We start from the raw sequence: 23,832 nt of genomic DNA, 5'->3' as shown, positions 1-23,832 counted from the left end.
ACACCGGTATAGCGCCTCCCTCATTGCTGAACGGTTATTTCTGCCCCTTCCTTGGCTTGGGATTTCCGGTTAGAGCTCCCTTGCCGAGCATGGCTCGGCACTGCCGCTTCAGCCCCCTCCCTTTCGCGTAGCGAAGGGGAGGGTTGGGGAGGGGTTGGCCTTTCGCGGGGAAAGCCCCTGCCGAGCATGGCTCGGCACTACGGCACGTCAGGCGCGCTGCTCGCGGACAGTCATCAACATGGCGTCGCTGGATTCCTGGAATACGTGCAGGCCGAACTCCGGCAGCATCGCCAGCAGGTGGTCGAACATGTCCGATTGGATGGCTTCGTACTTGGCCCACGCTGTCGAGGAAGTGAAGCAGTAGATCTCCAGCGGCAGGCCCTGTGGGGTCGGCGCCATCTGCCGCACCAGCAGGGTCATTTCCTGATGGATGCCGGGATTGTGGCGCAGGTACAGCTCCACATAGGCGCGGAAGGTGCCCAGATTGGTCAGCCGACGAGAGTTGACCGGCTCCGGATGCGCCTGCGCGACCTGCGCATTCCACTGCTGCAGTTCCTGCTGCTTGCCCGCCAGATAGTCATCCAGCAGCGCGATCTGACCCAGACGCTCCAGCCCGGCCACATCGAGGAAGCGCACGCTGTGCTGGTCCAGGTAGATCGAACGCTTTATGCGTCGACCGCCCGCCTCCTGCATGCCACGCCAGTTCTTGAACGACTCGGTGACCAGCTTCTTGGTCGGAATGGTGGTGACAGTCTTGTCCCAGTTCTGCACGGTAACGGTGTGCAGGGCGATGTCGATCACGTCGCCATCGGCGTTCTGGCTGGGCATCTCGATCCAGTCGCCGATGCGCACGCGGCCATCGCCGCTGATCTGCACGCTGGCCACCAAGGAGAGGATGGTGTCCTGGAAGATCAGCATGAACACCGCCGTGGCTGCACCCAGACCGGTGACCAGATGCAGCAGTTCCACGCCGACCAGGATCGCCACGATCGACAAGCCGGCAAACACGAACACCACGATCTTGACGACCTGCAGGTAGCCCTTGATCGGCTTGTTGCGCGCATCGGCGCGGCGCTCGTAGAAATCGTTGAAGGCATCCAGTGCGTGCGACACCGCCATCGCGATGGTCAACACCGTCCACGCATGACATAGCGCTTTCAAACCGTTGACCAGGCCCGGCGGCAGCTCGGGCACGATGCTCAAGCCTGCGGCAAGCACCACCGACGGCACGATGTTGGACAGCCGCGCAATCACCCGCAGCGGCTGCCTGGCGTTGTGATTGGGGCCGGAGAAGCGTTCGATCATCGAACGCAGGCCGCGCAGCAGGACGCGCTTGGTGACAAAGTTGGCCAGCCATGCCACCAGCAGCAAACCCGCCAACACCACTGCCGGGTAGGCCATCGGGTACGGTGCCAGCATGTTCTCCAGCTGATCCAACCAACGAATTCCCATTACCGCCATCGCGCACTCTTCCTTTTACTTGTATTGCAGAAACAACCTGCCCGGCTGCACAAACTCAATCGAACAGGGACCACGCCGGCCGCGCACCTGCTCGCGCGCGGCCAGATAAAAACAGGCTCAACCCTCAGCGCGGCTGCGCTCGATGATCACGCCAACCGCACGCGCACCGCGTACCGCGCCGGGCTTGCTCAGCTTCAGTCGCAGCCATTGCACGTTGAATTCGTCCAGCACGATCTGCGCGCAGCGCTCGGCCAGCGTTTCCACCAGACCGAAATCGGAGGCGCGCACGAATTCCATCAGGCGCTTGCTGACCGCCTTGTAGTTCAGCGTGTCGACGATGTCGTCACTCGCAGCGGGCTTGCGGTTGTCGAAGCCCATTTCAAGATCGAACACCAGGGTCTGGCGGATGCGCCGTTCCCAGTCGTAGATGCCGATCAGGGCGTCGATTTCGAGCCCTTCGATGAATACCTTGTCCATTGCATCTGTCGTATTGGATGAATACGACATGGTAACGGCAGCAGACTGAGCCTGCCGTGGACGAGCACGGCAGGCCTGCTGGTCAGCCCTGCAAGGGCGGCAGCAAGGCCATGTCCCAACGCGGCGTCACCTTGATCTCGGCTGGGCCGTGCTGGCCGGCCTGCAGGCGCAGGGCGCCGGCGAAGGCGATCATCGCGCCGTTGTCGGTACACAGTTCCGGGCGCGGGAAGCAGACCCGGCCGCCGCGACGCTGGGCATTCTCCTGCAGCTTGGCGCGCAGGCGCTTGTTGGCGCCGACACCGCCGGCCACCACCAGCACATCGCAGCCGGCCGCATCCAGCGCGCGGCCACACTTGATCACCAGCGTGTCGACCACCGCATCCTCGAAGCCCCGGGCGATGTCGGCGCGGGTCTGCTCGGTCTGGTCGCTGTCGCGCCAGGCCATCAGCACCTGGGTCTTCAAACCGGAGAAGCTGAAGTCCAGACCCGGCCGGTCGGTCATTGGCCGGGTGAACTTGTAGCGGCCCGGGGTGCCGATCTCGGCCAGCTTGGCCAGCTGCGGGCCACCCGGGTACGGCAGGCCCATCATCTTGGCGGTCTTGTCGAAGGCCTCACCGGCGGCATCGTCGAGGGTCTCGCCGAGCAGGCGGTATTTACCGATGGCATCCACCGCGATCAGCTGGGTGTGGCCACCGGAGACCAGCAAGGCCACGAACGGCGCTTCCGGCGGGTCGTCTTCCATCAGCGGTGCCAGCAGGTGGCCTTCCATATGGTGTACGCCAATGGCCGGTACATCCAGGCCCCAGGCCAGCGAGCGGGCCACGCCCGCACCGACCAGCAGCGCCCCGACCAGGCCGGGGCCGGCGGTATAGGCCACGCCCTCGATCTCGGAGATGGCAATGCCTGCCTCGTCCAGGGTCTGCCGGATCAGCGGCAGGGTTTTGCGTACGTGGTCGCGGCTGGCCAGCTCCGGCACCACACCGCCGTATTCAGCATGCAGCGCGATCTGGCTGTAGACGGCATGCGCACGCAGCGCAGCCGCCCCGGAGAGTGAGGTGTCGTAGACGGCTACGCCCGTCTCATCGCAGGATGATTCAATGCCAAGTACTTTCATAAAGCGTATTGTGGACCTCTCTGGCGCCCCCGCCAAATCCCGGGGGTTGCACGTCTGCGCAAAGGGACTATAATGCGCGGCTCACCGGGTGTGTCCCGGTTTTTCTACAGAGTCCCCGGAGATTCCATGCCCAGCGTTAAAGTCCGCGAGAACGAACCCTTTGAGTTTGCTCTTCGCCGCTTCAAGCGCACTTGCGAAAAGGCCGGCGTGCTGGCCGAAACCCGCAAGCGCGAGTTTTACGAAAAGCCGACCCAGGAACGCAAGCGCAAGGCTGCTGCAGCCGTGAAGCGCCAGCTGCGTCGTTCCTCGCGCGACGTCACCAAGCGTCAGCGCCTGTACTGATCGTACGCGACTCCTGAACGGGGGGCTCCGGCCTTCCGTACTGGGGTGAAAGCCGGCACGCGCAAGCGTAGCCGGCTTTTTGCGTTCCAGATGCCAGCAATGCTGACGTCCCTCCCCCGTATTCCCGACCCAAAGAGGTGCTCCATGAGCCTGAAGCAACAGTTGTTCGAAGACATGAAGGCCGCCATGAAGAGCGGCGACAAGCACTCGCTGAGCGTGATCCGCCTGATCAACGCCGCCATCAAGCAGCGTGAAGTGGACGAGCGCATCGAGCTGACCGACGCCGACGTGATTGCCGTGCTGGACAAGATGATCAAGCAGCGCAAGGACTCGGTCACCCAGTTCGAAGCCGCCAACCGTGAAGACCTGGCCGTGATCGAGCGCGAGGAGATCGTGGTGATCGAGCGTTACGTGCCGGCCAAGATGGGCGAAGCCGAGATCCAGGCCGCGATTGACGCTGCCAAGGCCGAGACCGGCGCCAGCAGCGCTGCCGACATCGGCAAGCTGATGGGCGTACTCAAGCCCAAGCTGGCTGGCCAGGCCGACATGGGCCTGGTGTCCAAGCTGGTCAAGCAGGCCCTGGCCGGCTGATCCCAGCTGCCGAGGTTGCAAGTGACAAGGCCCGCCAAATGCGGGCCTTGTTGTTTCTGCTGCCCCGGCCTCTTGTGGGAGCGGCGTAAGCCGCGAAGCTGGCAGCACTGAACTCACCCACTGACCAGCAATCTGACGAATCTGTGGCTTCGCGGCTGACGCCGCTCCCACATACGTTGGGCATTGTCGGGAAAGCCCCTGCCGAGCATGGCTCGGCACTACATGCTCCGCCCCCTCCCTTTGGCCGAAGGCCAAGGGGAGGGCTGGGGAGGGGTTGGCTTCACCGCTTCTGATCTGGATGTGGCTTCGCGACTGAGGCCGCTCCCACATCGTCATGCATTACTGGGAAAGCCTCTGCCGAGCATGGCTCGGCACTACGGGTCTGGCCGATTTGGCCGGCGGAGCCCTCCCCATTCACCCGCTCCGAAGCCCGGCTTTGCTAGAACAGACCCCTGCCTTCACGCGATCCATCTGATGCCTGTAACCCGCCCCACCCTGCATTCGTTCAAATCCCGGCTGGAGCTGCTCCAGCAAAGCCTGCCGGCCGCCCTGGCCCGCCGCTTCGTCGAAGCCGACGTGATGACCCAAGCGGCATCGCTGGCCTTCTACACCCTGCTGTCGCTGGCGCCGCTACTTGTCCTGCTGCTGTGGCTGACCGCCTCGCTCTACCCGCCAGCGCAACAGACACTTATCGAGCAGATCAGTTCACTGGCCGGCCCCAGCGTGGCCGAAGTCGCACGCACGGTGATCACCAATGCCAGCGCACAACCGGACCTGGGCTCGTTCGCCGGCATCTGGAGCCTGATCCTGCTGTTTGTCGGTGCCACCGTGGTGTTCGCCCAGCTGCAGGCGGCGCTGAACCTGATCTTCCGTACCGATTCCAAGCGCTTTGAAGGGATCTTTGGCTGGCTGAAGAAGCGGGTGTTCTCGGCCGGCGTGGTGCTGGCACTGGGCTTCCTGTTGATCGTGTCGATGGTCGCCACCACCGCGCTGCAGGTGATCTTCTCGCACCTGCCCTCCGCCCTGCCGGCGCTTGGCTACACAACCACGCTGGCACTGTATGCACTGGGCTTCGCCTTCCTCTACCACTACCTGCCAGACCGGCCGGTGGCCTGGCGCCAGGCCTTCCTCGGTGGCGCCATCACCGCGGTGTTGTTCACCCTCGGCCGTTATGCGATTGGCTTGTACATCGCCAATGCAGCACCGGGCAGCGCTTATGGCTCGATGGGTACGCTGGTGATCATGCTGGTATGGATCTACTACGCCAGCGTGGTGTTCTTTTCTGGCGCACTGATTACCGCGGTGATTGATGAGCGGGCGTATGCGCGGCGGAAGGTCGAGGCTGCAGCAGTGGAGGTTGATGTCGGGGCGCCAGATTGATGCAGGAGCAAGAGCCCTCCTCCCCAACCTAGTACACTCCCCTTCCCCCTTTCATCGCGCTCCGCCAACCGGCGGCGCTATCCATTTGCCGCATGGCCCGACTTCCCGACGCGTTCATTGACGACCTGCTGGCCCGCACCGACATCGTCGAAGTGGTGGGCTCTCGTGTGCCGCTCAAGCGTCAGGGCAAGGAATACGCATCGCGCTGCCCGTTCCATGACGAGCGCTCGGCCTCGTTCACTGTCTCGCCGACCAAGCAGTTCTATCACTGCTTCGGTTGCGGCGCGCACGGCACCGCGATCAGCTTCCTGATGAACTACGACCGCCTCGAGTTCCTCGATGCGGTAGATGAACTAGCCAAGCGCGTGGGCATGGAGATCCCGCGCGAAACCAATGCGCGCACGCCGCAGCAGCAGGACGACAGCCGCGACCAGTACTCGGCGCTGGATGCGGCCACCCGCTTCTTCCAGAAGCAGCTCGAAACCAATGAGAAGGCCCTCGCTTATCTCGATGGCCGTGGCGTCGATGCCGATACCCGTACTCGCTTCGCCATCGGCTATGCGCCCGATGGCTATAGCGCACTGAAGGATGCACTGGGCAAGGACGAGCGGCGCATGAAGCTGCTTGAGCGCGTCGGACTGTTCTCCAAGAACGACCGCGGCCACGTCTATGACAAGTTCCGCGACCGGGTGATGTTCCCGATCTTCGATCGCCGTGGCCGCGTCATCGCCTTCGGCGGCCGGGTCATGGAAAAGGACGACGGCCCCAAATACCTCAACTCGCCGGAAACCGCGCTATTCCACAAGGGCCGCGAACTGTACGGCCTGTGGCAGGTGCGTCAGGCCAACCAGAAGATCGAACGCCTGATCGTGGTTGAAGGCTATATGGACGTGGTCAGCCTGTTCCAATTCGGCGTCACCCAGGCGGTGGCGACGCTGGGCACGGCGACAACGCCGGACCATGCCGAGCTGCTGTTCCGCAACGCGCCCGACGTGTACTTCTGCTTCGACGGTGATGCCGCCGGTCGCCGCGCCGGTTGGCGCGCACTGGAGTCGGTGCTGCCGCGCATGAAGGATGGCCGCCAGGCCTTCTTCCTGTTCCTGCCCGATGGCGAGGACCCGGACACCATCGTGCGCAAGGAAGGCGCCGATGCTTTCGATGCGCGGCTCAAGCAGGGCACGCCGCTGTCGCAGTTCTTCTTCGACGAGCTCAGTCGCGAGATCAATCTCGGCACGCTCGACGGCAAGGCTCGCCTGGCCGAACGCGCCAAACCAATGCTGGCGCAGATTCCCGATGGTGCTTTCGGCGACCTGATGAAACAGGAGCTGGCGCGCCTGACCGGCATCGGTAGCCCCAGCGCCGCCGCCGCACCGGTGGCGCGGCCAGCTATGCGCAACAACGCCGTGCCTGCGCAGAAGCGCAGCCTGGTGCGTGCGGCCATTGCCATCCTGTTGCAGCAGCCTTCGCTGGCGATGAGCCTGGAAGGCCACCACGCCATTGGCGGCCTGCGCCTGCCTGGTATCGAACTGCTGGTTGAACTGTTGAACCTGGTACAGCAGCGCCCGGACATCAGCACCGGCGCCCTGCTCGAGCATTTCAACGAGCGCGAAGAACAGGCCGCGCTGCACAAGCTGGCCGCGCAGGCGCTGCCAGGCGATGAAGCGATGTGGGCACAGGAACTGCAGGACGCCGTGCTGCAGCTGGAGAAACAACTGCTGTCTCAGCGCCTGGACGAGCTGCAGGCCAAGCAGCGCCAGCAAGGCCTGGACGACACCGACAAATACGAACTGCGCGAGCTGCTCAAGGCCCGCGCCAGTCTGCGTCTCTGACATCTGCAACGGAGCACTGCATGTACATCTATCGCCTGTCACTGCTCCTCTCACTGCTGCTCGCCGCCAACGCCTTCGCTGGCGATGCAACGCTGCGCCAGCCGCGCCCGGACCTGATCACCGCCGGCCAGCCGAGCGCGCAGCAGCTGCGCGATGCCGCCGCCAATGGCGTCACCACCGTCATTGATCTGCGCAAGCCCGATGAAGATCGCGGCTACGACGAGGCCGCTTTGGCCGAACAACTCGGCCTGCGCTATGTGCGCCTGCCTATCGCCGGTGCCGGCGACATCACCGATGCCAACGCGCGCACGCTGGACCGCATGCTCAAGCAGGACAGTGGCAAGACCCTGCTGCATTGCGCCTCCTCCAACCGCGCTGGTGCATTGCTGTCGTTGATCGAGGCACGCATCAATGGCGCATCGGTGGATGACGCACTCAAGTTCGGCCGTGATGCCGGCATGACTTCACTCGAGCCCGCTGCACGCGCTGCGTTGGCCACACCCACACCCTGATCAGGAGGCATTGCCGACATGACCCGCTGGTGGTCGCGACTGCGACCGGACAACTTCACCCTCGCCCTGCTCGCTACTGTCGTCCTGGCCAGCGTGCTGCCGCTCACTGGCAGCGCAGCCAAAGGTTTCGACCACTTCACCGACATCGCCATCGCCGCGCTGTTCTTCCTGCATGGCGCGCGCCTGCCACGTGAATCCATCGTCGCCGGACTGCTGCACTGGCGGCTGCACATCACCATCCTGGCCTGCACCTTCGTGCTGTTCCCGTTGCTGGGATTGGCGATGAAGCCGCTGGCTGGCTGGGCGCTGACGCCCGAGCTCTACATCGGCGTGCTGTTCCTGTGCGCCCTGCCCTCGACCGTGCAGTCCTCGATTGCCTTCACTTCGATTGCCGGTGGCAACGTGCCGGCAGCGGTGTGTGCGGCCTCGCTGTCCAGCATTCTCGGCGTGTTCCTGACCCCGTTGCTGATGACCGTGCTTGCAGGCTCGCAAGGCGGCATGACCAACCCGCTGCATGCGGTGGGCGCGATCATGCTGCAGCTGCTGGTGCCGTTCGTGCTCGGCCATCTGCTGCGGCCGTGGATTGGCCGCTGGATCGAACGGAAGCGTCCGCTGCTGCGCTACACCGACCAAGGCACGGTGCTGCTGGTGGTGTATGCCGCGTTTGGCGAATCGGTCAGCGAAGGCCTGTGGAGCAAGACCCCGCCACTGTCACTGCTGGCTGCTGCCTTGGTGGCTGTGGTGTTGCTGGCGATTGCCATGCCCGGCATCACCTGGCTGGCGCGGCGACTGGGCTTCAACCGCGCCGACCAGATCACCATCATGTTCTGCGGCTCCAAGAAGAGCCTGGCTACCGGCGTGCCGATCGCCAAGGTGTTGTTTGCCGGCGGCAGCCTTGGCGCGATCGTGCTGCCGATCATGATCTACCACCAGATCCAGCTGATCGTCTGCTCGATGGTGGCGCAGCGGTATGCGAAGCAGAACGCTGAATCAAAGCAACAATGATCAACGCCGGGGTTGTAGGAGCGGCGTCAGCCGCGAAGCCGCCAATGCATCCGATGCCAGCGCGGACCGCAATCAGGCATTCCGGGATTGCAGTTTCAACCGCAACCGGAAGCACAATCAGCTTCGCGGCTTACGCCGCTCCTACAACCACCGTTTCTGTTTGAATGAAAAAGGCCGGCTTTCGCCGGCCTTTTCATTACTGGATCACAACCAGGGCAGCAGCCAGTGGTCGACCAGCAGGAAAGCGAACAGCGCCATCAGGTAAACGATGGAATAGCCGAACATCTTCATGTTGAACATCTCGTCCGGCGGGTTCTGCATCTTCCATGCGTACCAGAGGAACACGATGTTCAACACCGTTGCGCCGCCCAGGTAGAACATGCCGCTCATGTCGATTGCGACCGGCAGCAAGGTCACCACCGCCAGCACCACCGAGTACGCCAGGATCTGCTTGCGGGTATGCGGCACGCCGTGGGTCACCGGCAGCATCGGGATCTCGGCCTTGGCGTAATCGACGCGGCGGAAGATCGCCAACGCCCAGAAATGCGGCGGGGTCCAGATGAAGATGATCAGCACCAGCAACGAGGCGTAGGCCCAATCCGAGCTGCCCTGCATGCCGGTGATCGCCGCCCAGCCCAACAACGGCGGGGTGGCGCCAGCCAGGCCACCGATGACGATGTTCTGCGAGGTCGCGCGCTTCAGGTAGACGGTGTATATCACCGCATAGCCAATCAGCGAGGCGAAGGTCAGCACTGCGGTGATCACGTTCACCCACAGCACCAGGATGGTCATCGACAGCGCGGTCAGCGCGCCGGCAAACACCAGTACCTGCCGCGGCGAGACCTTGCCGACCACCAAGGGCCGCCACGAAGTACGCGCCATCTGCGCATCGATCTGCGCATCCAGCAGCTGGTTGATCGCCGCTGCGGCCGAGGCCGACAGCCAGATGCCGAGGAAGCCGAGCAGGCCAGTCACCACTTGCGCGGTGGTCGGTAGGCCCGGGATGGCCAGGCACATGCCGACCAGGGCGGTGAACACGATAAGTGCCACCACCTTCGGCTTGGTCAGGTCCCAGTAATCACGCCATGTTGTACGCATCATTCACTCCGGAGCGCGCAGCCGCGCCAGCAGCGTGACCAATACAAACAACAGGGCAACCGCACCGCCGCTGTGCATCACGGCCACTACCAGCGGCAACGCCAGCTTGACGTTGAGCACGCCCAGCGTGACCTGCAACAACACCAACGCGATCAGCGTGGTCGCCCAACCGCGCATGCCCGGCAAGCGGAACATGCGTACCGACAAAACCAATAGATACAGCGCCACCAGCACCGCCATCATCCGGTGTGCCATCTGGATGGCGATACGCGAGGCGCCATCGAGCACGCCACCTTCGTAATCAACGCCGATGCCACGCCACAAGGTGAAGCCTTCCGTGTAGTTCTGCTGCGGCCACCATTGGCTTACGCAGCGCGGGAAGTTGTCCAGGGACACGCTGCCGCCGCCGCAGGCCAGCGCCGCGTAGTTGGCACTGACCCAGCCGCCAAGCGCGATCTGCAGCACCACCAGCGCAACAGCGCCACGCAACCACCAGCGTAGACGCGGCTCCTCGGCCAGGGTGATCGGCAGGTTGGTTGCCTTCCAGGCCATCCATGCCAGCATGCTGAACATCAACATGCCGCCCAACAGATGGCCCATCACCACGATGGGCTTGAGCAGCCAGGTTACCGTCCACATGCCCAGCAAGGCCTGGAAGATCACCACCATCAGCGTCAGCACCGCAGCGCGCGCCAGATCGATGTTGGACCAGCGCAATGCCGCCAGCAGCAGGATCGCTTCACCAGCGATCGCCAGCACACTCGCTGCGACGTGTTCGCCGCGCATATACAAAGGAATTGCCAGAGCCACCAGCGCCGAGGCGGTGACGATCTGGGCAATGCCGCGCTTGCGCCGACGTGCCGCCAGCAATGCCAGGGTCAGCACTTCGACGCCTAGCAGGCCGGCCAGGAAACGGTGCACCTGCTCACGCCAGGCCTTATGGGTTTCCAGCGGGCGGATCTCGCTGGCCACGTGTTGGGCAGCTTCCATCTGCGTCTGCGGCCAGGTGACGCGGCCATAGCAGGTGGGCCAATCGGGGCAGCTCAGGCCGGCATCGGACAGGCGCACGAACGAGCCGAACATGATCGTGCTCGCCGTCATGATCAGCGCGAACCACGCCAGTCGGTGGAAATTGCGGTACAGCGCCGGACGCGCAGTGGCATTCATCGAACGGAACTCACATCAGTTTCAACAGCTTGGATAGATCAGCCCGCAATCCACCCGGTTCAAAACCCGGCGCATAACGGAATACCACAAAGCCATTGGGATCAATCACATACACCGGGGTACCGGCCGGGTCATCAACCCCCGGCAGCTTGCCCCGGAACGCAGGCTGGGGCTGCAGCACCTTCAGTGCCGGCGTCGCAGCCACCTGCTCAGGCGGCGTACCCAGCCACAATATCTCGACATTATCCGCGTTATGCCCAAACAACTGCCACACCTTGTCCAACTGCTGCGACAAAGTGACGCAGGCCGGCGCACAGTCGGCAGCCGGTGCCAGCAGGATGCGCCAATGGCGCTCGCCCGGGTTCCACTCGTAGGCCTGGCCGTTGGCCAGATGCAGCTGCTCGCTGCGCAGGTCCAGTGCCGGCTGCAACAGCTCACCGTGATGGCGGTTGATCTGCGGTGTCCAACCGGAGAAGCGCAGGATGCCGGCCAGCGCCATCGAACCGAAGAACATGGCGAAGATCAGCAGCAGTACCCGACGGCCGCGATTGCGGGTGACGAGCTGGTCGGGGGTGAGTGCGTTCATGGTTGGGGTCTTTTCGAGCTGGCTATGGGGAGTGGCTGGGAGCAGAAGCTGGAGCTGGAGCAAGAGCAGAAGCAAAGGCTGAAAGCACCCCTCCCCGGCCCTCCCCTTCACCTTCGGTGAAAGGGAGGGGGGAATTCAACGGCAAAAGCAGAAGCGACAGCGCTGTGCACCGCCCCCTCCCTTGCGCGTAGCGCAGGGGAGGACTGGGGAGGGGTGCTCTGGCTCTGGCTCTGGCTCTGGCCCAGCTCCAACCTAACCCCCATTCCCAACTCCCGACTTGCGCCGCCTCTTGAACTGCAACACCAGCGCAATCAACAACACCACCAAGGCCATCGCGAACCACTGCACCGCATAACCAAGATGCCGCGAAGGCGGCAACGTATTGGGCAGCAGGTCCAGATCACGCGCATAGCCCAGCGGCAAGGCCGGGTCCAACCGCAGCACCTTTGGCGCCAACACAGCACCATCCAGCCCCAACTGCGCGGCAATGGCAGGAAGATCAATCCGCGTCGCCAGCCAGGTCCGCGGCTGCGTCGCAGCAGTCAATGCCGGTCCAAGGGCGATACCGGTTGCCGGCGCAGGCGCCCACAACCCCTGCAACGCCTGCGTGCCCTGCTGCGCGCTGATCGTCGGCATGCTGCGATCGGCAGGCAGCGGCAGCCAGCCCAGATCGACCAGCACGACGGCTCCATCGGCAGCGCGCGCAGCTTGATAGACCTTGATGCCAGCCCTGCCCTCGCGCAGCTGGTTATCCAGCAACACACTGCCAGGCAGGAACTGCAGCTGGTCGCGCACCCAATGCAGGGAGTCCGGCATGGCGGCGGCCTGGGCAAGGCTGAGGGCGGCGTCACGACTCGGCGGCAACTGCGCCAGCAGGGCTTCTTTCTGGTGCATGCGCTGCAGCTGCCAGCCACCCAGCGCGCAGAACAGGGCAGCCACCAGCACTGCCAGCAGCCAACCAAAAATCGCCGTGTGCTGTCGCGTCATGACAAGCTGCCGCCAAGCAGGTGATATAGCACTGCCTTCCCACTGAACGAGCCACGCATGAATGATTCGTTGAAGACCCTGTTGGTGATCGCGTTCTTGATCGTCATCGTCTGGAATCTTGGAGCCGGCCTCTATTACCTGATGATCGATCGCGGCCAGACCAAACGGACGGTCAATGCGTTGACGCGGCGTATCGCGCTGTCAGTGGTGCTGATCCTGCTGGTCGCGTTGGGCATCTATACGGGTTGGATCAAGCCACACGGTGTAGGCGGCTGAACATCGCAATGGCCGCACTGCCATGCAGTGCGGCCGCGGGCCAGCGTTACAGCACGTAGACAAACAGGAACAGCATCAGCCACACCACGTCGACGAAGTGCCAGTACCACGCGGCCGCTTCAAAGCCGAAATGGTTGTCGCGGGTGAAGTGCCCCTTGGCGGAGCGGAACCACATCACCAGCAACATGATGGTGCCCAGCAGCACGTGTGCGCCGTGGAAGCCGGTCAGCATGAAGAAGGTGGAACCGTAGATGCCCGAGCCCAGGGTCAGGTTCAATTCCTTGTAGGCGTGGATGTATTCCTCGGCCTGGAAGAACAGGAACACGCAGCCCAGCACCACCGTCGCCCCCAGCCAGATCAGCAACTGCTTGCGGTTGCCCGCCTTCAGCGCGTGATGGGCAATGGTCAGGGTCACGCCCGAGGTCAACAGAATCAGCGTATTGAGCAGCGGCAGGCCCCAGGCCGGGATGGTCTGGAAGGCGCCGCCGATATCGGCCGGGCCATTGGTCGGCCACGCGGCGGAATAGCCGTCCCACAAATATTCGTTGGTGAGCACGCCATGGCCTTCACCACCGAGCCAGGGTAGGCCCATGTTGCGGGTGTAGAACAGCGCGCCGAAGAAGGCGGCGAAGAACATCACCTCGGAGAAGATGAACCAGATCATCCCCATCCGGAATGAGCCGTCGACCTGGCGGTTGTAGTTGCCACCCACCGATTCGCGGATGACATCGCCGAACCACAGGAACAGGGTGAACACCATCATCGCCACGCCGATGAAGAAGGCCAATCGGCCCCAGCTGGCGTCGTTGAGCCAACTGGCTACCCCGACCATCATCACCAGCATCGCGATCGATCCTACAAACGGCCATTTACTGCTGCTTGGCACGAAGTAGGCATTGGCATCAGGGGTGGTATGGGCCATGGCGTTGCTTCCGGGTCCGTGATCAGGGAGCTGCGTGTGCGGCGGCCGCGGCAGTTGCCGGGGCCAGGCGTTCGGTCAGCGCATCATTCTTGTAGAAGGTGTAGGACAAAGTGATCGTATTGACGTCGGCCGGCAGGTCCGGGTCGACGATGAAGCGCACCGGCATCTCGCGCTGCTCGCCGGCCTGCAGGGTCTGCGCGGTGAAGCAGAAACATTCGGTCTTGTTGAAGAAGCCCGATGCACGAGCAGGCGCCACCGACGGCACCGCGCTGCCAACCAGTGCGCGCTCGCTGTCATTGCGGGCGAAATACAGGGCTTCGTTCAACTCACCCGGCACCACGTCCATCGTCAGCTTTTCCGGGTGGAAGGCCCACGGCAATTTGGAATTGACGCCGCCGTCGAACTCCACACGCACGGTGCGCTTGCTGTTGGCAGCATGGGCACTGGTTTCATGCGTGGTGGCACCGCGCTCCAAGCGCACGCCAAATACTTTTTCGCAGGCGATGCGGTACAGCGGCACCAACGAGAACGTCAGTACGAACACCGCGAACGCCACGCCGATCAGCCGGCCGAGGCCAGCATTGGGCTTGGGTGCGGGCGCCGGCGCGTTCAACTCGCCAGCACCCCGGACAGGATGAAGCCGACATAGACCGCAACCGCGATCAAGCCAACGACCAATGCGGTGCGCCGCGAGCGGCGCCTGCGCAGGGCCAATTCTTCAGCCTGGAAGTGTTCGTTGCTGCTCATTGCCAGCCTCCTCAGTGCGTCACGTCGTCATGCGCCAGATCACCCGGCTTGATCACCGGCGGCACGGTAAAGGTATGCGCAGGCGCTGGTGACGGAATGGTCCACTCCAGGCCACGAGCACTTTCCCAGGCGCGTGCCTCGGCACGTTTGCCGTTGCGTAGCGAATGCAACAGGATCGCCGCCATCATGAACGGGGTGGCGAACATGCCGAATGCACCGATCGAGCTGATCAGGTTCCAGTCGGCGAACACCGGGTTGTAGTCCGGAATACGCCGCGGCATGCCAGCCAGGCCGAGGAAGTGCTGCGGGAAGAACAGCAGGTTGACGAACACCATCGTCCACCAGAAGTGAAACTTGCCCCAGAACTCGTTGTACATGCGGCCAGTCCACTTCGGCCACCAGTAATACACCGCGGCGATCAGTGCCAATACCGCGCCGGTCACCAATACGTAGTGGAAGTGCGCCACCACGAAATAGGTGTCGTGGTACTGGTAGTCGGCCGGCACGATCGCCAGCATCAGGCCGGAGAAACCGCCGATGGTGAACAGGATGACGAAGGCGATGGAGAACAGCATCGGTGTTTCAAACGTCAGCGAGCCTTCCCACATCGTGCTGACCCAGTTGAACACCTTCACCCCGGTGGGGATCGAGATCAGCATCGTGGCGAACATGAAGTAGATTTCGCCACCCAGCGGCATGCCCACCGTGAACATGTGGTGCGCCCACACGATGAACGACAGGAAGGCGATGGCGGCGGTGGCATAGACCATCGCCTGGTAGCCGAACAGCGGTTTGCGGCTGAAGGTCGGCAGGATCTCGCTGACCACGCCGAACGCCGGCAGGATCATGATGTAGACCTCGGGGTGCCCGAAGAACCAGAAAATGTGCTGGAACATCACCGGGTCACCGCCACCGGCGGCATTGAAGAAGCTGGTGCCGAAGAACTTGTCGGTCAGCAGCATGGTCACCGCACCGGCCAGCACCGGCATCACCGCGATCAGCAGGAAGGCAGTGATCAGCCAGGTCCAGCAGAAGATCGGCATTTTCAGCAGATCAATGCCTGGCGCACGCATGTTGAGCACGGTGGCGATGATGTTGATCGCACCCATGATCGAGCTGACACCGGCCACGTGGATGGCGAACACACTGAAGGCGACGTTGTAACCACCCTGCAAGGACAGCGGCGGATACAGCGTCCAGCCACCGGCCGGTGCACCACCGGGCAGGAACAGCGTCACCAGCAGCATGCTGAAGGCCACCGGCAGCAGCCAGAACGACCAGTTGTTCATGCGCGGCAGCGCCATGTCCGGCGCGCCGATCTGCAGCGGGATCATCCAGTTGGCGAGGCCGACGAAGGCCGGCATCACGCCGCCGAAGATCATCACCAATGCATGCACGGTGGTCATCTGGTTGAAGAATTCCGGCTTGACGAACTGCAGGCCGGGTTGCGCCAGCTCCAGCCGGATCACTACGCTCATCGCAGCGCCGATGATGAACATCGTGAAGCTGAAAAGCAGGTAGAGCGTGCCGATGTCTTTGTGATTGGTGGAGAAGAACCAGCGCTCGAAGAAGCCCTGTTGGTGCCCGTGGTGATCGGAGTGGTCCACTGCGGTATTCGCCATTGCAACTACACCTCGTTATGCGTTTTCAGGCATCGCGCCGGCAGCACCGGCACGCAGTGGTATCAGGCACCGGCCGCCGCAGGCGCGGCGGGTGTAGCGACAGTCGGGGTTGCTTCGGGCGCCGCTGCAGGTGCCGGCTCGGCAGCCGGTGCGGCCTCTACAGGCGCGGCAGGCTTCGGCTTGCGGGAGGCCAGCCAGGACTTGAACTCGTCCTTGGACACGGCCTTGACCACGATCGGCATGAAGCCATGGTCCTTGCCGCACAGTTCCGCGCATTGGCCGCGGTACACGCCCTCGGTTTCGATATTGGTCCAGCGCTCGTTGATGAAGCCCGGCACGGCGTCCTGCTTCCAACCAAGCGCTGGCACCCACCACGCGTGGATCACGTCGTCGGAGGTGATGACGAAACGGACCTTGGTATCGACCGGCAGCACCAGCGGGTTGTCCACGTCGAGCAGGTAATGCGGATCGCTGGCCATGGTCGGCACGCTGCCGCTCTGCCGCACTTCGTCGGACTTGCGGTCCAGGCGGCTGGTGAAGGTGACGTCCTCACCCAGGTATTCGTACTTCCACATCCACTGATAGCCGGTGATCTTCACCGTCATCTCGGAATCGCGGGTGTCGTACATGGCGATCAGCTTGGCCGTGGCCGGCCAGGCCATCACCACCAGGATGACGATAGGGATGACGGTCCAGATGATTTCCGCCTTGGTGTTGTGGCTGAACTGCTTGGCCACCGCGCCCTTGGACCTGCGGAACTTGAACATCGCATAGGCCATCGCGCCGAACACCAGCACGCCGATGACGGTACACACCCACAAGGCCACCATATGTGCGTCCCACGCCATACGCGAGGTATGGGTGACGCCCTTGCCCATATTGAGCTGCCATTCCTTGGGATCGGCCGATTGCGCCCATGCTGCCTGCGCCGACAGCATCATCGCTGCCGCTGCCAAACCGTGTTTCAACTTCGCGCCCCACACGCTGCTTTGCTTCATTGCCTAGACCCTTGACGTCATCGGTTGCTGCCATTGCTGGCTGCGAGCAAGCCTTCAAGTGTCACCGCAAGTTCCCGGCGTTCCACGGGCGCGAGGAAACTCCCCACTTCCACCCATTTGCCGCTGGAAACCAGCAGGACCCGTTCCTTCCCGGTCACCACTCGCACCCAATACGGGTGTGCGCGGAATACCGGCGAAACTCCGGCTGCGGGAATCACTTCCACGCAGTCCGGTCCTACCCGGATCTCTTCCTGGCGATTGCTGCTGCGCCAACACGCGCGCAAAGCAGCAGCCACCAGCAAGCCATGCAACAACGCGAAGACAGGGGCCAGTAGGTTCCCGGACAGCCAAGCCAGGCCAGCCGCGAACACCATCAATCCTGCCAACGCCGCAAACAACTGGACGAACTGCCGAGCACTGAGTGCCCGTGGGGGGTGCAGTAACAACTGCGTCCCTGAGCCATCGGAATCTTGCCGAAGCACCTGGATCATCGCAGCCGCGTCCATACCGCGGAAATCGAGTTCGATGGTAGCCCTGCCCGCACACGCCCGGCAAGCTTCCATTCATCATCGTCATCAATGCTGCAGTGCACATCAAAACTGTGCCCTTATCGCCCAACCTCGGCGATTTAAATGCCGGAATCAGCACAATCAAAACCGACTCGCCAAATATTGCGCAATCGCCCACAGGCCAGTGCTTTCACGCTGCAAATAGATGCCTGCGGGGGACTAGGAAATCCGCCACCGAAGATTAAAATGGCCGAATCCAACTGTGGCCGAGCGCATGAACGCAACACCTTCTCCTGATGTCGCCTCCCCAACGTCGCCGGCCCCGCCGCTGCTGACGCCTGAGCTGCCGCCAGCGCCGCCCGCGCTGCGCCAGGCCATCACCGATGCCTGGTTGAAAGACGAAACCAGCCACGTGCGCGAATTGCTGGAACAGGCGCGCCTGCCGGCCGCCGAGCAGGCACAGGTACAGGCCACCGCCGCCGACCTGGTGCGCCGCGTGCGCGCCCGTGCCAAGAACCAGGGCGCGATCGAAGCCTTCATGCGCCAGTACGACCTCGGCAGCGAGGAAGGTGTGCTGCTGATGTGCGTGGCCGAAGCCCTGCTGCGCATTCCGGACCAGGAAACCGCCGACAAGCTGATCCGCGACAAGCTGGGCGAAGCCGACTGGAAGCGCCACATGGGCCAGTCCGATTCGGTGCTGGTCAATGCCTCGACCTGGGGCCTGATGCTGACCGGCCACCTGGTTGACCTGGCCGATGCCACCAAGCGCGACGTGCATGGCGCGTTCAAGCGTCTGATCGGCCGCGTTGGCGAGCCGGTGATCCGCTTGGCCGTGCGTCAGGCGATGAAGATCATGGGCCACCAGTTCGTCATGGGCCGCACCATCGACGAAGCGCTGTCGCGTTCGCACAAGGGCGACAACAGCAACTACCGCTACTCCTTCGACATGCTTGGCGAAGGTGCGCTGACCATGAAGGACGCGCTGCGCTATCTGGAAGATTACCGCCGTGCCATCCACGCCATCGGCAGCGACAACATCGCCCGCGGTGGCAAGGCCGACGGCGACGTCACCGCCTCGCACGGCATCTCGATCAAGCTGTCGGCGCTGTACCCGCGCTACGAGCACGCCAAGCGCGAGCGCGTATTGAAGGATCTGGTGCCGGGCGTGCTGGAACTGGCACAGCTGGCCAAGTCCTACGGCATCGGCTGCACCGTCGACGCCGAAGAAACCGATCGCCTGGAACTGTCGCTGGACATCATCGAGCGCGTGGTCAGCGATGCCTCGTTGAAGGGCTGGGAAGGCTTCGGCATCGTCGTGCAGTCCTACCAGAAGCGCACGCCGTACACGATCGATTACCTCGCCGACCTGGCCCGTCGCATCGGCCACAAGCTGCAGGTGCGTCTGGTCAAGGGCGCGTACTGGGATGCGGAAATCAAGCGCGCGCAGATCGAAGGCCTGCCCGCCTACCCGGTGTTCACCCGCAAGCAGAACACCGACGTGTCCTACATCGCCTGTGCCAAGCGTCTGTTCGGCCACAGCGACGCGATCTACCCGATGTTCGCCACCCACAACGCGGCCACCATCGCCACCATCAAGCAGATCGCCAAGGGCGGCGTGTACGAGCACCAGAAGCTGCACGGCATGGGCGACGACCTGTATGCCGAGGTGATTCCGGCTGACCGTTTGAACGTGCCCTGCCGCGTGTACGCGCCGGTGGGCTCGCACGAAGACCTGCTGCCCTACCTGGTGCGTCGCCTGTTGGAAAACGGCGCCAACTCCAGCTTCGTCAACCGCATCACCGATGAAGACGTGTCCATCGACGATCTGATCCGCGATCCGGTCGAAGCCGTGTCCTCGTTCGCCTCCATCCCGCACCCCAAGATCCCGCTGCCGGTTGATTTGCTGCGCAGCCAGAACCACGACAGGACCAACTCCATGGGCATCAACCTCGCCAACGACAACGAACTGCGCGCCCTGGCCGAGCAGCTCAACGCTGCTATCAAGCCTTGGCAGGCGACCCCGCTGGTGCAGGGTGTGGCCCCCGGCACGCCGTCGCAGCCGGTGATCAACCCGGCCGACAACCGCCAGGTCATCGGTCATTGGCAGGCTGCCGATGCCGCCACCGTGCAGAAGGCACTGGCCAATGCCGTGGCCGCACAGCCGGCCTGGAACCGCACCCCGGCCGCCAGCCGCGCCGCCATCCTCGAGCATGCCGCTGACCAGCTGGAAGCGCGCATCGCCGAGTTCATGGCGTTGTGCGTAAAAGAAGCCGGCAAGAGCCTGCCCGACGGCGTCGCCGAAGTGCGCGAAGCGGTGGACTTCCTGCGCTACTACGCCAAGCAGGCGCGCGAGCAGTTCGGCACCGCTGAGAAGCTGCCCAGCCCGACCGGCGAAAGCAACGAGCTGCAGCTGCACGGCCGCGGCGTATTTGTCTGCATCAGCCCGTGGAACTTCCCGCTGGCGATCTTCATCGGCCAGGTGGCTGCCGCGCTGGCCGCAGGCAACAGCGTCATCGCCAAGCCGGCCGAGCAGACCAACCTGATCGGCTACTACGCGGTGAAGCTGCTGCTGGATGCCGGCGTGCCGGAAGGCGTTGTGCAGTTCCTGCCGGGCTCCGGCTCGGTGGTGGGTGCCGCCCTGACTGCTGACCCGCGCGTGGCCGGTGTGGCCTTCACCGGCTCCACCGAGACCGCCCGCATCATCAACCGCACCATGGCCGCACGCGATGCCGCCATCGGCGTGCTGATCGCCGAGACCGGCGGCCAGAACGCCTTCATCGCCGACTCCTCGGCACTGCCAGAACAGCTGGTCAAGGACGCGATCGGCTCGGCCTTCACCTCCGCTGGCCAGCGTTGCTCGGCAGCGCGCGTGTTGTTCGTGCAGGACGACATCGCCGACAAGGTAATGAGCATGCTGTCCGGCGCGATGGCCGAACTAAAGGTTGCCGACCCGGGCGAACTGTCCACCGACGTCGGCCCGGTGATCGACGCCGACGCCCTGCAGATCCTCAAGGATCACGCCGTGCGCATGGATGCCGAAGCGCGCCTGATCGCCGCCGCACCGCTGTCGGATGCAGCCGCGCATGGCACCTTCTTCGCTCCGCGTGCGTACGAACTGAAGGACCTGAACCAGCTGCACAAGGAAATCTTCGGGCCGGTGCTGCACGTGATCCGCTGGAAGGCCGATCAGCTGGACGCGGTGATCGACCAGATCAATGCCACCGGTTACGGCCTGACCCTGGGCGTGCATTCGCGCATCGACGAAACCGTTGATCGCATTGCAGCGCGCGTCAACGTCGGCAACGTCTACGTCAACCGCAACCAGATCGGCGCGGTGGTCGGCGTGCAGCCGTTCGGCGGCCAGGGCCTGTCCGGCACCGGCCCCAAGGCCGGCGGCCCGCACTACCTGCTGCGCTTCGCCACCGAGAAGACGGTAACGGTCAACACCACCGCTGCCGGCGGCAACGCCTCGCTGCTGACCCTGGGCGATTGATTCAAGTTGTATCGTGATCAGGAAAACCCCGCGCAAGCGGGGTTTTTCTTTGCCCTGCGAAAAACTTACCCCTCCCCAACCCTCCCCTTCGCTGCGCGAAAGGGAGGGGGCGTAGTGCCGAGCCATGCTCGGCAGAGGCCTTCCCGGCAATGCACCTGCACCGCAGGAACTGTGGGAGCGGCGTAAACCGCGAAGAAGATGGTCGGTCAGATTGCAGATATGCCGGTAGTTTCGATGACGCCAGCTTCGCGGCTTACGCCGCTCCCACAAGGCAGCACACAAACAAAAAGCCCCGCTTGCGCGGGGCTTTCTGCATGCATCAATTACAGGTTCGCTTAGAACTTGTACTGGTACGACACCGCCAACACGTCGCCGCGGACCTTGTACTTGCCGGTCAGCGAATTGCCCTGGTTGTTGGTGGTCGGCTTCACCGAAATGTTCGGATCGCTGGTGAACAGATGGGTGTAGCCGAAGTTCCACTCGGTGTTCGCGGACGGCGTCCAGCCAACACCCAGCGACAGCCACTTACGGCTGGTATCCGGCACACGCACGTCACGATGTGCGTCGGTGGTCGGGGTCTGGTCCAGCGCAACACCACCACGCAGGGTAAGCGTATCGCTCAGCTTGTAATCGGTACCCAGCGACACGAAGGTGGTATCGCGGTAACCGAACTCCAGCTCGGAATTGGGCTGGTTCGACGCGTAGTCGATGACCACGGTGTCAAACGCGGTGGACCACGCGGTGCGGCTTACATCGCCCATCACGGTCCAACGGTCATTGACCTTGTGGGTCACGCTCAGGGTGGCCGAAGCCGGCATGGTCACCGTGGCCTTGCCCTTGGTGGTGACGAACTGGCCCGGCTGGGCGACGGCCAGCACCGCGGCAGCGTTGCCCGGCACATTGAAGGTCGCATCGCCGCCGGTGATCTTGTGCTCAACCTTGGAACGGTAGCTGATACCGATGTGGGTGTTCTCGTCCACGCTGAACAAGCCACCGACGGTGTAACCCACGGCATTGTTATCGCCTTCAACGGTCAAGCGGCCGTCGGCACTGCCCGGAGCAAAACCCGGGACGCGCTTCTGGGCCAGCGCGGTACCGAAGTCGATTGCGTTGCTCAGTTCGATGGTCAGGTGCTCAACGAACACCGAGGCGCCGAACGAGACATACGGGTTGACGTCATACGAGGCTGCAAAGCCGAGATCGACGGCCTTCAGGTCGGTTTTCAGGCCGCTATAGCGCCCCACCCAACCGTTGTCGTACTCGGTCTTGAAACCGAACGGAGCGGTCAACGACACACCGAAGTGCATGTTGTCGTTTTCGCCGAACGGCATATGGAAATAAGCAGCAGGAACCGGAGCGATCATGCCTGCATCGCCGCCGTTACCACCGGTGGCGGGCGTACCGACAGGGGTGCGCCCGCTGCCCTTGAACTCAGCCGAGAAGCTGATCGCGCTCAGGTCACCTTGGATGACGCGGCCGTCCAACTGGCGCATGCCGGCCGGGTTGACGGCGATGATGGATGCATCGCCCTCGGCGCTGCCGGAACCGGCGAAAGCGCGGCCGAGGCCCTTGGCGCTGTTTTCCTTCAGCTGGAAGGCAGCTGCATTGGCGTGGCTGAAAGCGAGGGCGCCGGCGATGCCGACAGCAAGTGCGGTTACGCGGGCGATAGCAGAAGCGGTCATAGTGGAAGCTCTCTCCGTAAACGGTAATGGTCGTTTTGCGCCTGCACTCCCAAGTAGCAAGCTACTTGACAGTGCGCCGGAGTCCCCTCCCGACATACGACGCCGTATGCAGTATCACCCACGCTCGTTAACTAAACAATAACGACGTAAGACATATTCCCAGCCCGCCCCGGGCGGTCCCGGGTTAGGCTTCCGCACTCATGTTCGTCTCCATTCCTTCCAGAAATAAGTCAGGCCTGCGCTGGGCAGTGCCCTTGCTGTGCCTGACCTTGCTGGCCGCCTTCCTGTGGTCAATCTCGCGGCCAGATGAGGCGCGGCGTTCGCTGTGGTTGGACTGGGGCGCGCTGGCCACCGGCCTGGGCAGTGGCCACGACTGGTGGGCAGCTTTGCGCGACGGCAGCGTATTAAGGTTGTTCACCGCCCTGTTCCTGCACGCCGACTGGTCGCATCTGCTCGGCAACCTGGTGTTCCTGCTGATCTTCGGCCTGCCCGCCGAGCGGGTGCTGGGGCCGTGGCGCCTGCTGTTGCTGTTCCTGTTCGGCGGCGCCATCGCCAACCTGGCCGCGCTCTATGTGATCGGCTCACCCGAACGCACCATCATCGGTGCCAGTGGCGCGGTGTCGGCCTTGATGGGCACGTACCTGACCCTGTTCCCACGCGCCAAGCTGGGCGTGGTGCTGCCGTTGGGGTTGTTCCTGGAATTCGTTCGTGCGCCGGCCTTTCTGTTGATCGGCGTGTGGGCGGCCTTGCAGGTGGTGTTCGCCTATATCGGCCCCAGCTTCGGCATGGTGGCCTGGTCGGCGCATGTGGCCGGCTTTTTGTTTGGTGTGGCTTACGGGTTGTATGTGCGTGCGGCGATTGCCAGACGGCTGCGTAAGCGCAAGGGCTTCTAGGGGCGGGCTTTTATTGTGGGAGCGGCGTCAGCCGCGAAGCCGGTGCCCCATCAGGTCACCGGCGTTCCGGCAATTTAAATTATATAGGCTTTGCGGCGGGCGCCCCCGCAAAAAAGGGCCCCAAAAAAACCCCGCGGGGCC

General features: G+C 63.4%; 23 protein-coding genes. 9 read left to right on the top strand and 14 right to left on the bottom strand.

From position 1 onward, the window contains the following. Positions 1-207 precede the first annotated feature (207 nt). The 3 genes from ACVOMB_RS18030 to tsaD form a co-directional block, all read right to left on the bottom strand. The gene (locus ACVOMB_RS18030) at positions 208-1,461 is read right to left on the bottom strand and encodes a mechanosensitive ion channel family protein (protein ID WP_481532435.1); all 1,254 of its coding nucleotides are present in this window, start codon (positions 1,459-1,461) and stop codon (positions 208-210) included. Positions 1,462-1,578: 117 nt separating this feature from the next. Next, complete coding sequence (gene folB, locus ACVOMB_RS18025) at positions 1,579-1,938, bottom strand: dihydroneopterin aldolase (RefSeq protein WP_481532436.1); 360 nt, start codon at positions 1,936-1,938, stop codon at positions 1,579-1,581. 82 nt (positions 1,939-2,020) lie between these two features. Then, a complete protein-coding gene (gene tsaD / locus ACVOMB_RS18020) occupies positions 2,021-3,052 on the bottom strand; it encodes a tRNA (adenosine(37)-N6)-threonylcarbamoyltransferase complex transferase subunit TsaD (protein ID WP_481532434.1) in 1,032 nt (343 codons plus the stop codon). 126 nt (positions 3,053-3,178) lie between these two features. Here tsaD and rpsU point away from each other — a divergent pair, with 126 nt between their 5' ends. From rpsU to ACVOMB_RS17990, 6 genes are all read left to right on the top strand, one after another. After that, complete coding sequence (rpsU, locus tag ACVOMB_RS18015) at positions 3,179-3,394, top strand: 30S ribosomal protein S21 (protein ID WP_002808376.1); 216 nt, start codon at positions 3,179-3,181, stop codon at positions 3,392-3,394. Between the two features lie 144 nt (positions 3,395-3,538). Next, complete coding sequence (locus tag ACVOMB_RS18010; RefSeq protein WP_481517900.1) at positions 3,539-3,985, top strand: GatB/YqeY domain-containing protein; 447 nt, start codon at positions 3,539-3,541, stop codon at positions 3,983-3,985. Between the two features lie 474 nt (positions 3,986-4,459). Next, complete coding sequence (locus ACVOMB_RS18005; RefSeq protein WP_481532433.1) at positions 4,460-5,365, top strand: YihY/virulence factor BrkB family protein; 906 nt, start codon at positions 4,460-4,462, stop codon at positions 5,363-5,365. A 92-nt stretch (positions 5,366-5,457) separates the two neighbouring features. Continuing rightward, positions 5,458-7,194 (top strand): DNA primase, encoded by a 1,737-nt coding sequence (gene dnaG, locus ACVOMB_RS18000; protein WP_481532432.1) that lies wholly within the window; start codon positions 5,458-5,460, stop codon positions 7,192-7,194. 20 nt (positions 7,195-7,214) lie between these two features. Continuing rightward, positions 7,215-7,706 (top strand): protein tyrosine phosphatase family protein, encoded by a 492-nt coding sequence (locus ACVOMB_RS17995; protein WP_481532431.1) that lies wholly within the window; start codon positions 7,215-7,217, stop codon positions 7,704-7,706. 18 nt (positions 7,707-7,724) lie between these two features. Then, positions 7,725-8,711 carry a bile acid:sodium symporter family protein gene (locus ACVOMB_RS17990; RefSeq protein WP_481532430.1) on the top strand — a complete coding sequence of 329 codons (987 nt, stop codon included), beginning with the start codon at positions 7,725-7,727 and terminating at the stop codon, positions 8,709-8,711. Between the two features lie 204 nt (positions 8,712-8,915). Here the strand turns inward: ACVOMB_RS17990 and cyoE are convergent, their stop codons facing one another. The 4 genes from cyoE to ACVOMB_RS17970 form a co-directional block, all read right to left on the bottom strand. Beyond that, entirely contained in the window at positions 8,916-9,809 is an 894-nt protein-coding gene (gene cyoE, locus ACVOMB_RS17985) for a heme o synthase (protein WP_481532429.1), read from the bottom strand. A 3-nt stretch (positions 9,810-9,812) separates the two neighbouring features. After that, positions 9,813-10,976 carry a COX15/CtaA family protein gene (locus tag ACVOMB_RS17980; RefSeq protein WP_481532428.1) on the bottom strand — a complete coding sequence of 388 codons (1,164 nt, stop codon included), beginning with the start codon at positions 10,974-10,976 and terminating at the stop codon, positions 9,813-9,815. A gap of 10 nt (positions 10,977-10,986) precedes the next feature. Then, complete coding sequence (locus tag ACVOMB_RS17975) at positions 10,987-11,562, bottom strand: hypothetical protein (protein ID WP_481532427.1); 576 nt, start codon at positions 11,560-11,562, stop codon at positions 10,987-10,989. Between the two features lie 252 nt (positions 11,563-11,814). Then, positions 11,815-12,549 carry an SURF1 family protein gene (locus ACVOMB_RS17970; RefSeq protein WP_481532426.1) on the bottom strand — a complete coding sequence of 245 codons (735 nt, stop codon included), beginning with the start codon at positions 12,547-12,549 and terminating at the stop codon, positions 11,815-11,817. Between the two features lie 57 nt (positions 12,550-12,606). Here ACVOMB_RS17970 and ACVOMB_RS17965 point away from each other — a divergent pair, with 57 nt between their 5' ends. After that, positions 12,607-12,825: a twin transmembrane helix small protein gene (locus ACVOMB_RS17965; protein ID WP_312916472.1), complete on the top strand. Its 219-nt coding sequence runs from the start codon at positions 12,607-12,609 to the stop codon at positions 12,823-12,825. A 46-nt stretch (positions 12,826-12,871) separates the two neighbouring features. Here the strand turns inward: ACVOMB_RS17965 and ACVOMB_RS17960 are convergent, their stop codons facing one another. From ACVOMB_RS17960 to ACVOMB_RS17935, 6 genes are all read right to left on the bottom strand, one after another. Beyond that, the gene (locus ACVOMB_RS17960; protein WP_481532425.1) at positions 12,872-13,747 is read right to left on the bottom strand and encodes a cytochrome c oxidase subunit 3; all 876 of its coding nucleotides are present in this window, start codon (positions 13,745-13,747) and stop codon (positions 12,872-12,874) included. 22 nt (positions 13,748-13,769) lie between these two features. Then, positions 13,770-14,360, bottom strand: coding sequence for a cytochrome c oxidase assembly protein (locus tag ACVOMB_RS17955; RefSeq protein WP_481532424.1), 591 nt, complete (start codon positions 14,358-14,360; stop codon positions 13,770-13,772). Continuing rightward, a complete protein-coding gene (locus tag ACVOMB_RS17950) occupies positions 14,357-14,494 on the bottom strand; it encodes a hypothetical protein (protein ID WP_481532423.1) in 138 nt (45 codons plus the stop codon). Before ACVOMB_RS17950 ends, ACVOMB_RS17955 begins: the two co-directional genes overlap by 4 nt. A gap of 11 nt (positions 14,495-14,505) precedes the next feature. Continuing rightward, positions 14,506-16,116, bottom strand: a complete 1,611-nt coding sequence (gene ctaD / locus ACVOMB_RS17945) for a cytochrome c oxidase subunit I (RefSeq protein ID WP_481532422.1) — start codon at positions 16,114-16,116, stop codon at positions 14,506-14,508. 62 nt (positions 16,117-16,178) lie between these two features. Continuing rightward, a complete protein-coding gene (gene coxB, locus ACVOMB_RS17940; protein WP_481532421.1) occupies positions 16,179-17,114 on the bottom strand; it encodes a cytochrome c oxidase subunit II in 936 nt (311 codons plus the stop codon). Between the two features lie 17 nt (positions 17,115-17,131). Continuing rightward, positions 17,132-17,605: a DUF2244 domain-containing protein gene (locus ACVOMB_RS17935; RefSeq protein WP_481532420.1), complete on the bottom strand. Its 474-nt coding sequence runs from the start codon at positions 17,603-17,605 to the stop codon at positions 17,132-17,134. A 292-nt stretch (positions 17,606-17,897) separates the two neighbouring features. On the opposite strand from ACVOMB_RS17935, the gene putA reads away from it, so the two are divergent. Beyond that, positions 17,898-21,116 carry a bifunctional proline dehydrogenase/L-glutamate gamma-semialdehyde dehydrogenase PutA gene (gene putA / locus ACVOMB_RS17930; protein WP_481532419.1) on the top strand — a complete coding sequence of 1,073 codons (3,219 nt, stop codon included), beginning with the start codon at positions 17,898-17,900 and terminating at the stop codon, positions 21,114-21,116. Between the two features lie 335 nt (positions 21,117-21,451). Here the strand turns inward: putA and ACVOMB_RS17925 are convergent, their stop codons facing one another. Continuing rightward, entirely contained in the window at positions 21,452-22,798 is a 1,347-nt protein-coding gene (locus tag ACVOMB_RS17925; protein ID WP_481532418.1) for an outer membrane protein transport protein, read from the bottom strand. A gap of 200 nt (positions 22,799-22,998) precedes the next feature. On the opposite strand from ACVOMB_RS17925, the gene ACVOMB_RS17920 reads away from it, so the two are divergent. Beyond that, entirely contained in the window at positions 22,999-23,691 is a 693-nt protein-coding gene (locus ACVOMB_RS17920; protein WP_481510496.1) for a rhomboid family intramembrane serine protease, read from the top strand. Positions 23,692-23,832: the final 141 nt, after the last annotated feature.

The sequence above is a fragment of the Stenotrophomonas sp. STEN018 genome, from assembly GCF_056760235.1.
This window is presented reverse-complemented; position numbering and strand designations above follow the sequence as displayed.

What these genes read in the sequence shown, in the direction of transcription:
- ACVOMB_RS18030 (WP_481532435.1), bottom strand. Translation starts at nt 1,461, where the DNA reads ATGGCGGTAATGGGAATTCGTTGGTTGGATCAGCTGGAGAACATGCTG.
- folB (WP_481532436.1), bottom strand. Translation starts at nt 1,938, where the DNA reads ATGGACAAGGTATTCATCGAAGGGCTCGAAATCGACGCCCTGATCGGC.
- tsaD (WP_481532434.1), bottom strand. Translation starts at nt 3,052, where the DNA reads ATGAAAGTACTTGGCATTGAATCATCCTGCGATGAGACGGGCGTAGCC.
- rpsU (WP_002808376.1), top strand. Translation starts at nt 3,179, where the DNA reads ATGCCCAGCGTTAAAGTCCGCGAGAACGAACCCTTTGAGTTTGCTCTT.
- ACVOMB_RS18010 (WP_481517900.1), top strand. Translation starts at nt 3,539, where the DNA reads ATGAGCCTGAAGCAACAGTTGTTCGAAGACATGAAGGCCGCCATGAAG.
- ACVOMB_RS18005 (WP_481532433.1), top strand. Translation starts at nt 4,460, where the DNA reads ATGCCTGTAACCCGCCCCACCCTGCATTCGTTCAAATCCCGGCTGGAG.
- dnaG (WP_481532432.1), top strand. Translation starts at nt 5,458, where the DNA reads ATGGCCCGACTTCCCGACGCGTTCATTGACGACCTGCTGGCCCGCACC.
- ACVOMB_RS17995 (WP_481532431.1), top strand. Translation starts at nt 7,215, where the DNA reads ATGTACATCTATCGCCTGTCACTGCTCCTCTCACTGCTGCTCGCCGCC.
- ACVOMB_RS17990 (WP_481532430.1), top strand. Translation starts at nt 7,725, where the DNA reads ATGACCCGCTGGTGGTCGCGACTGCGACCGGACAACTTCACCCTCGCC.
- cyoE (WP_481532429.1), bottom strand. Translation starts at nt 9,809, where the DNA reads ATGCGTACAACATGGCGTGATTACTGGGACCTGACCAAGCCGAAGGTG.
- ACVOMB_RS17980 (WP_481532428.1), bottom strand. Translation starts at nt 10,976, where the DNA reads ATGAATGCCACTGCGCGTCCGGCGCTGTACCGCAATTTCCACCGACTG.
- ACVOMB_RS17975 (WP_481532427.1), bottom strand. Translation starts at nt 11,562, where the DNA reads ATGAACGCACTCACCCCCGACCAGCTCGTCACCCGCAATCGCGGCCGT.
- ACVOMB_RS17970 (WP_481532426.1), bottom strand. Translation starts at nt 12,549, where the DNA reads ATGACGCGACAGCACACGGCGATTTTTGGTTGGCTGCTGGCAGTGCTG.
- ACVOMB_RS17965 (WP_312916472.1), top strand. Translation starts at nt 12,607, where the DNA reads ATGAATGATTCGTTGAAGACCCTGTTGGTGATCGCGTTCTTGATCGTC.
- ACVOMB_RS17960 (WP_481532425.1), bottom strand. Translation starts at nt 13,747, where the DNA reads ATGGCCCATACCACCCCTGATGCCAATGCCTACTTCGTGCCAAGCAGC.
- ACVOMB_RS17950 (WP_481532423.1), bottom strand. Translation starts at nt 14,494, where the DNA reads ATGAGCAGCAACGAACACTTCCAGGCTGAAGAATTGGCCCTGCGCAGG.
- ctaD (WP_481532422.1), bottom strand. Translation starts at nt 16,116, where the DNA reads ATGGCGAATACCGCAGTGGACCACTCCGATCACCACGGGCACCAACAG.
- coxB (WP_481532421.1), bottom strand. Translation starts at nt 17,114, where the DNA reads ATGAAGCAAAGCAGCGTGTGGGGCGCGAAGTTGAAACACGGTTTGGCA.
- ACVOMB_RS17935 (WP_481532420.1), bottom strand. Translation starts at nt 17,605, where the DNA reads ATGATCCAGGTGCTTCGGCAAGATTCCGATGGCTCAGGGACGCAGTTG.
- putA (WP_481532419.1), top strand. Translation starts at nt 17,898, where the DNA reads ATGAACGCAACACCTTCTCCTGATGTCGCCTCCCCAACGTCGCCGGCC.
- ACVOMB_RS17925 (WP_481532418.1), bottom strand. Translation starts at nt 22,798, where the DNA reads ATGACCGCTTCTGCTATCGCCCGCGTAACCGCACTTGCTGTCGGCATC.
- ACVOMB_RS17920 (WP_481510496.1), top strand. Translation starts at nt 22,999, where the DNA reads ATGTTCGTCTCCATTCCTTCCAGAAATAAGTCAGGCCTGCGCTGGGCA.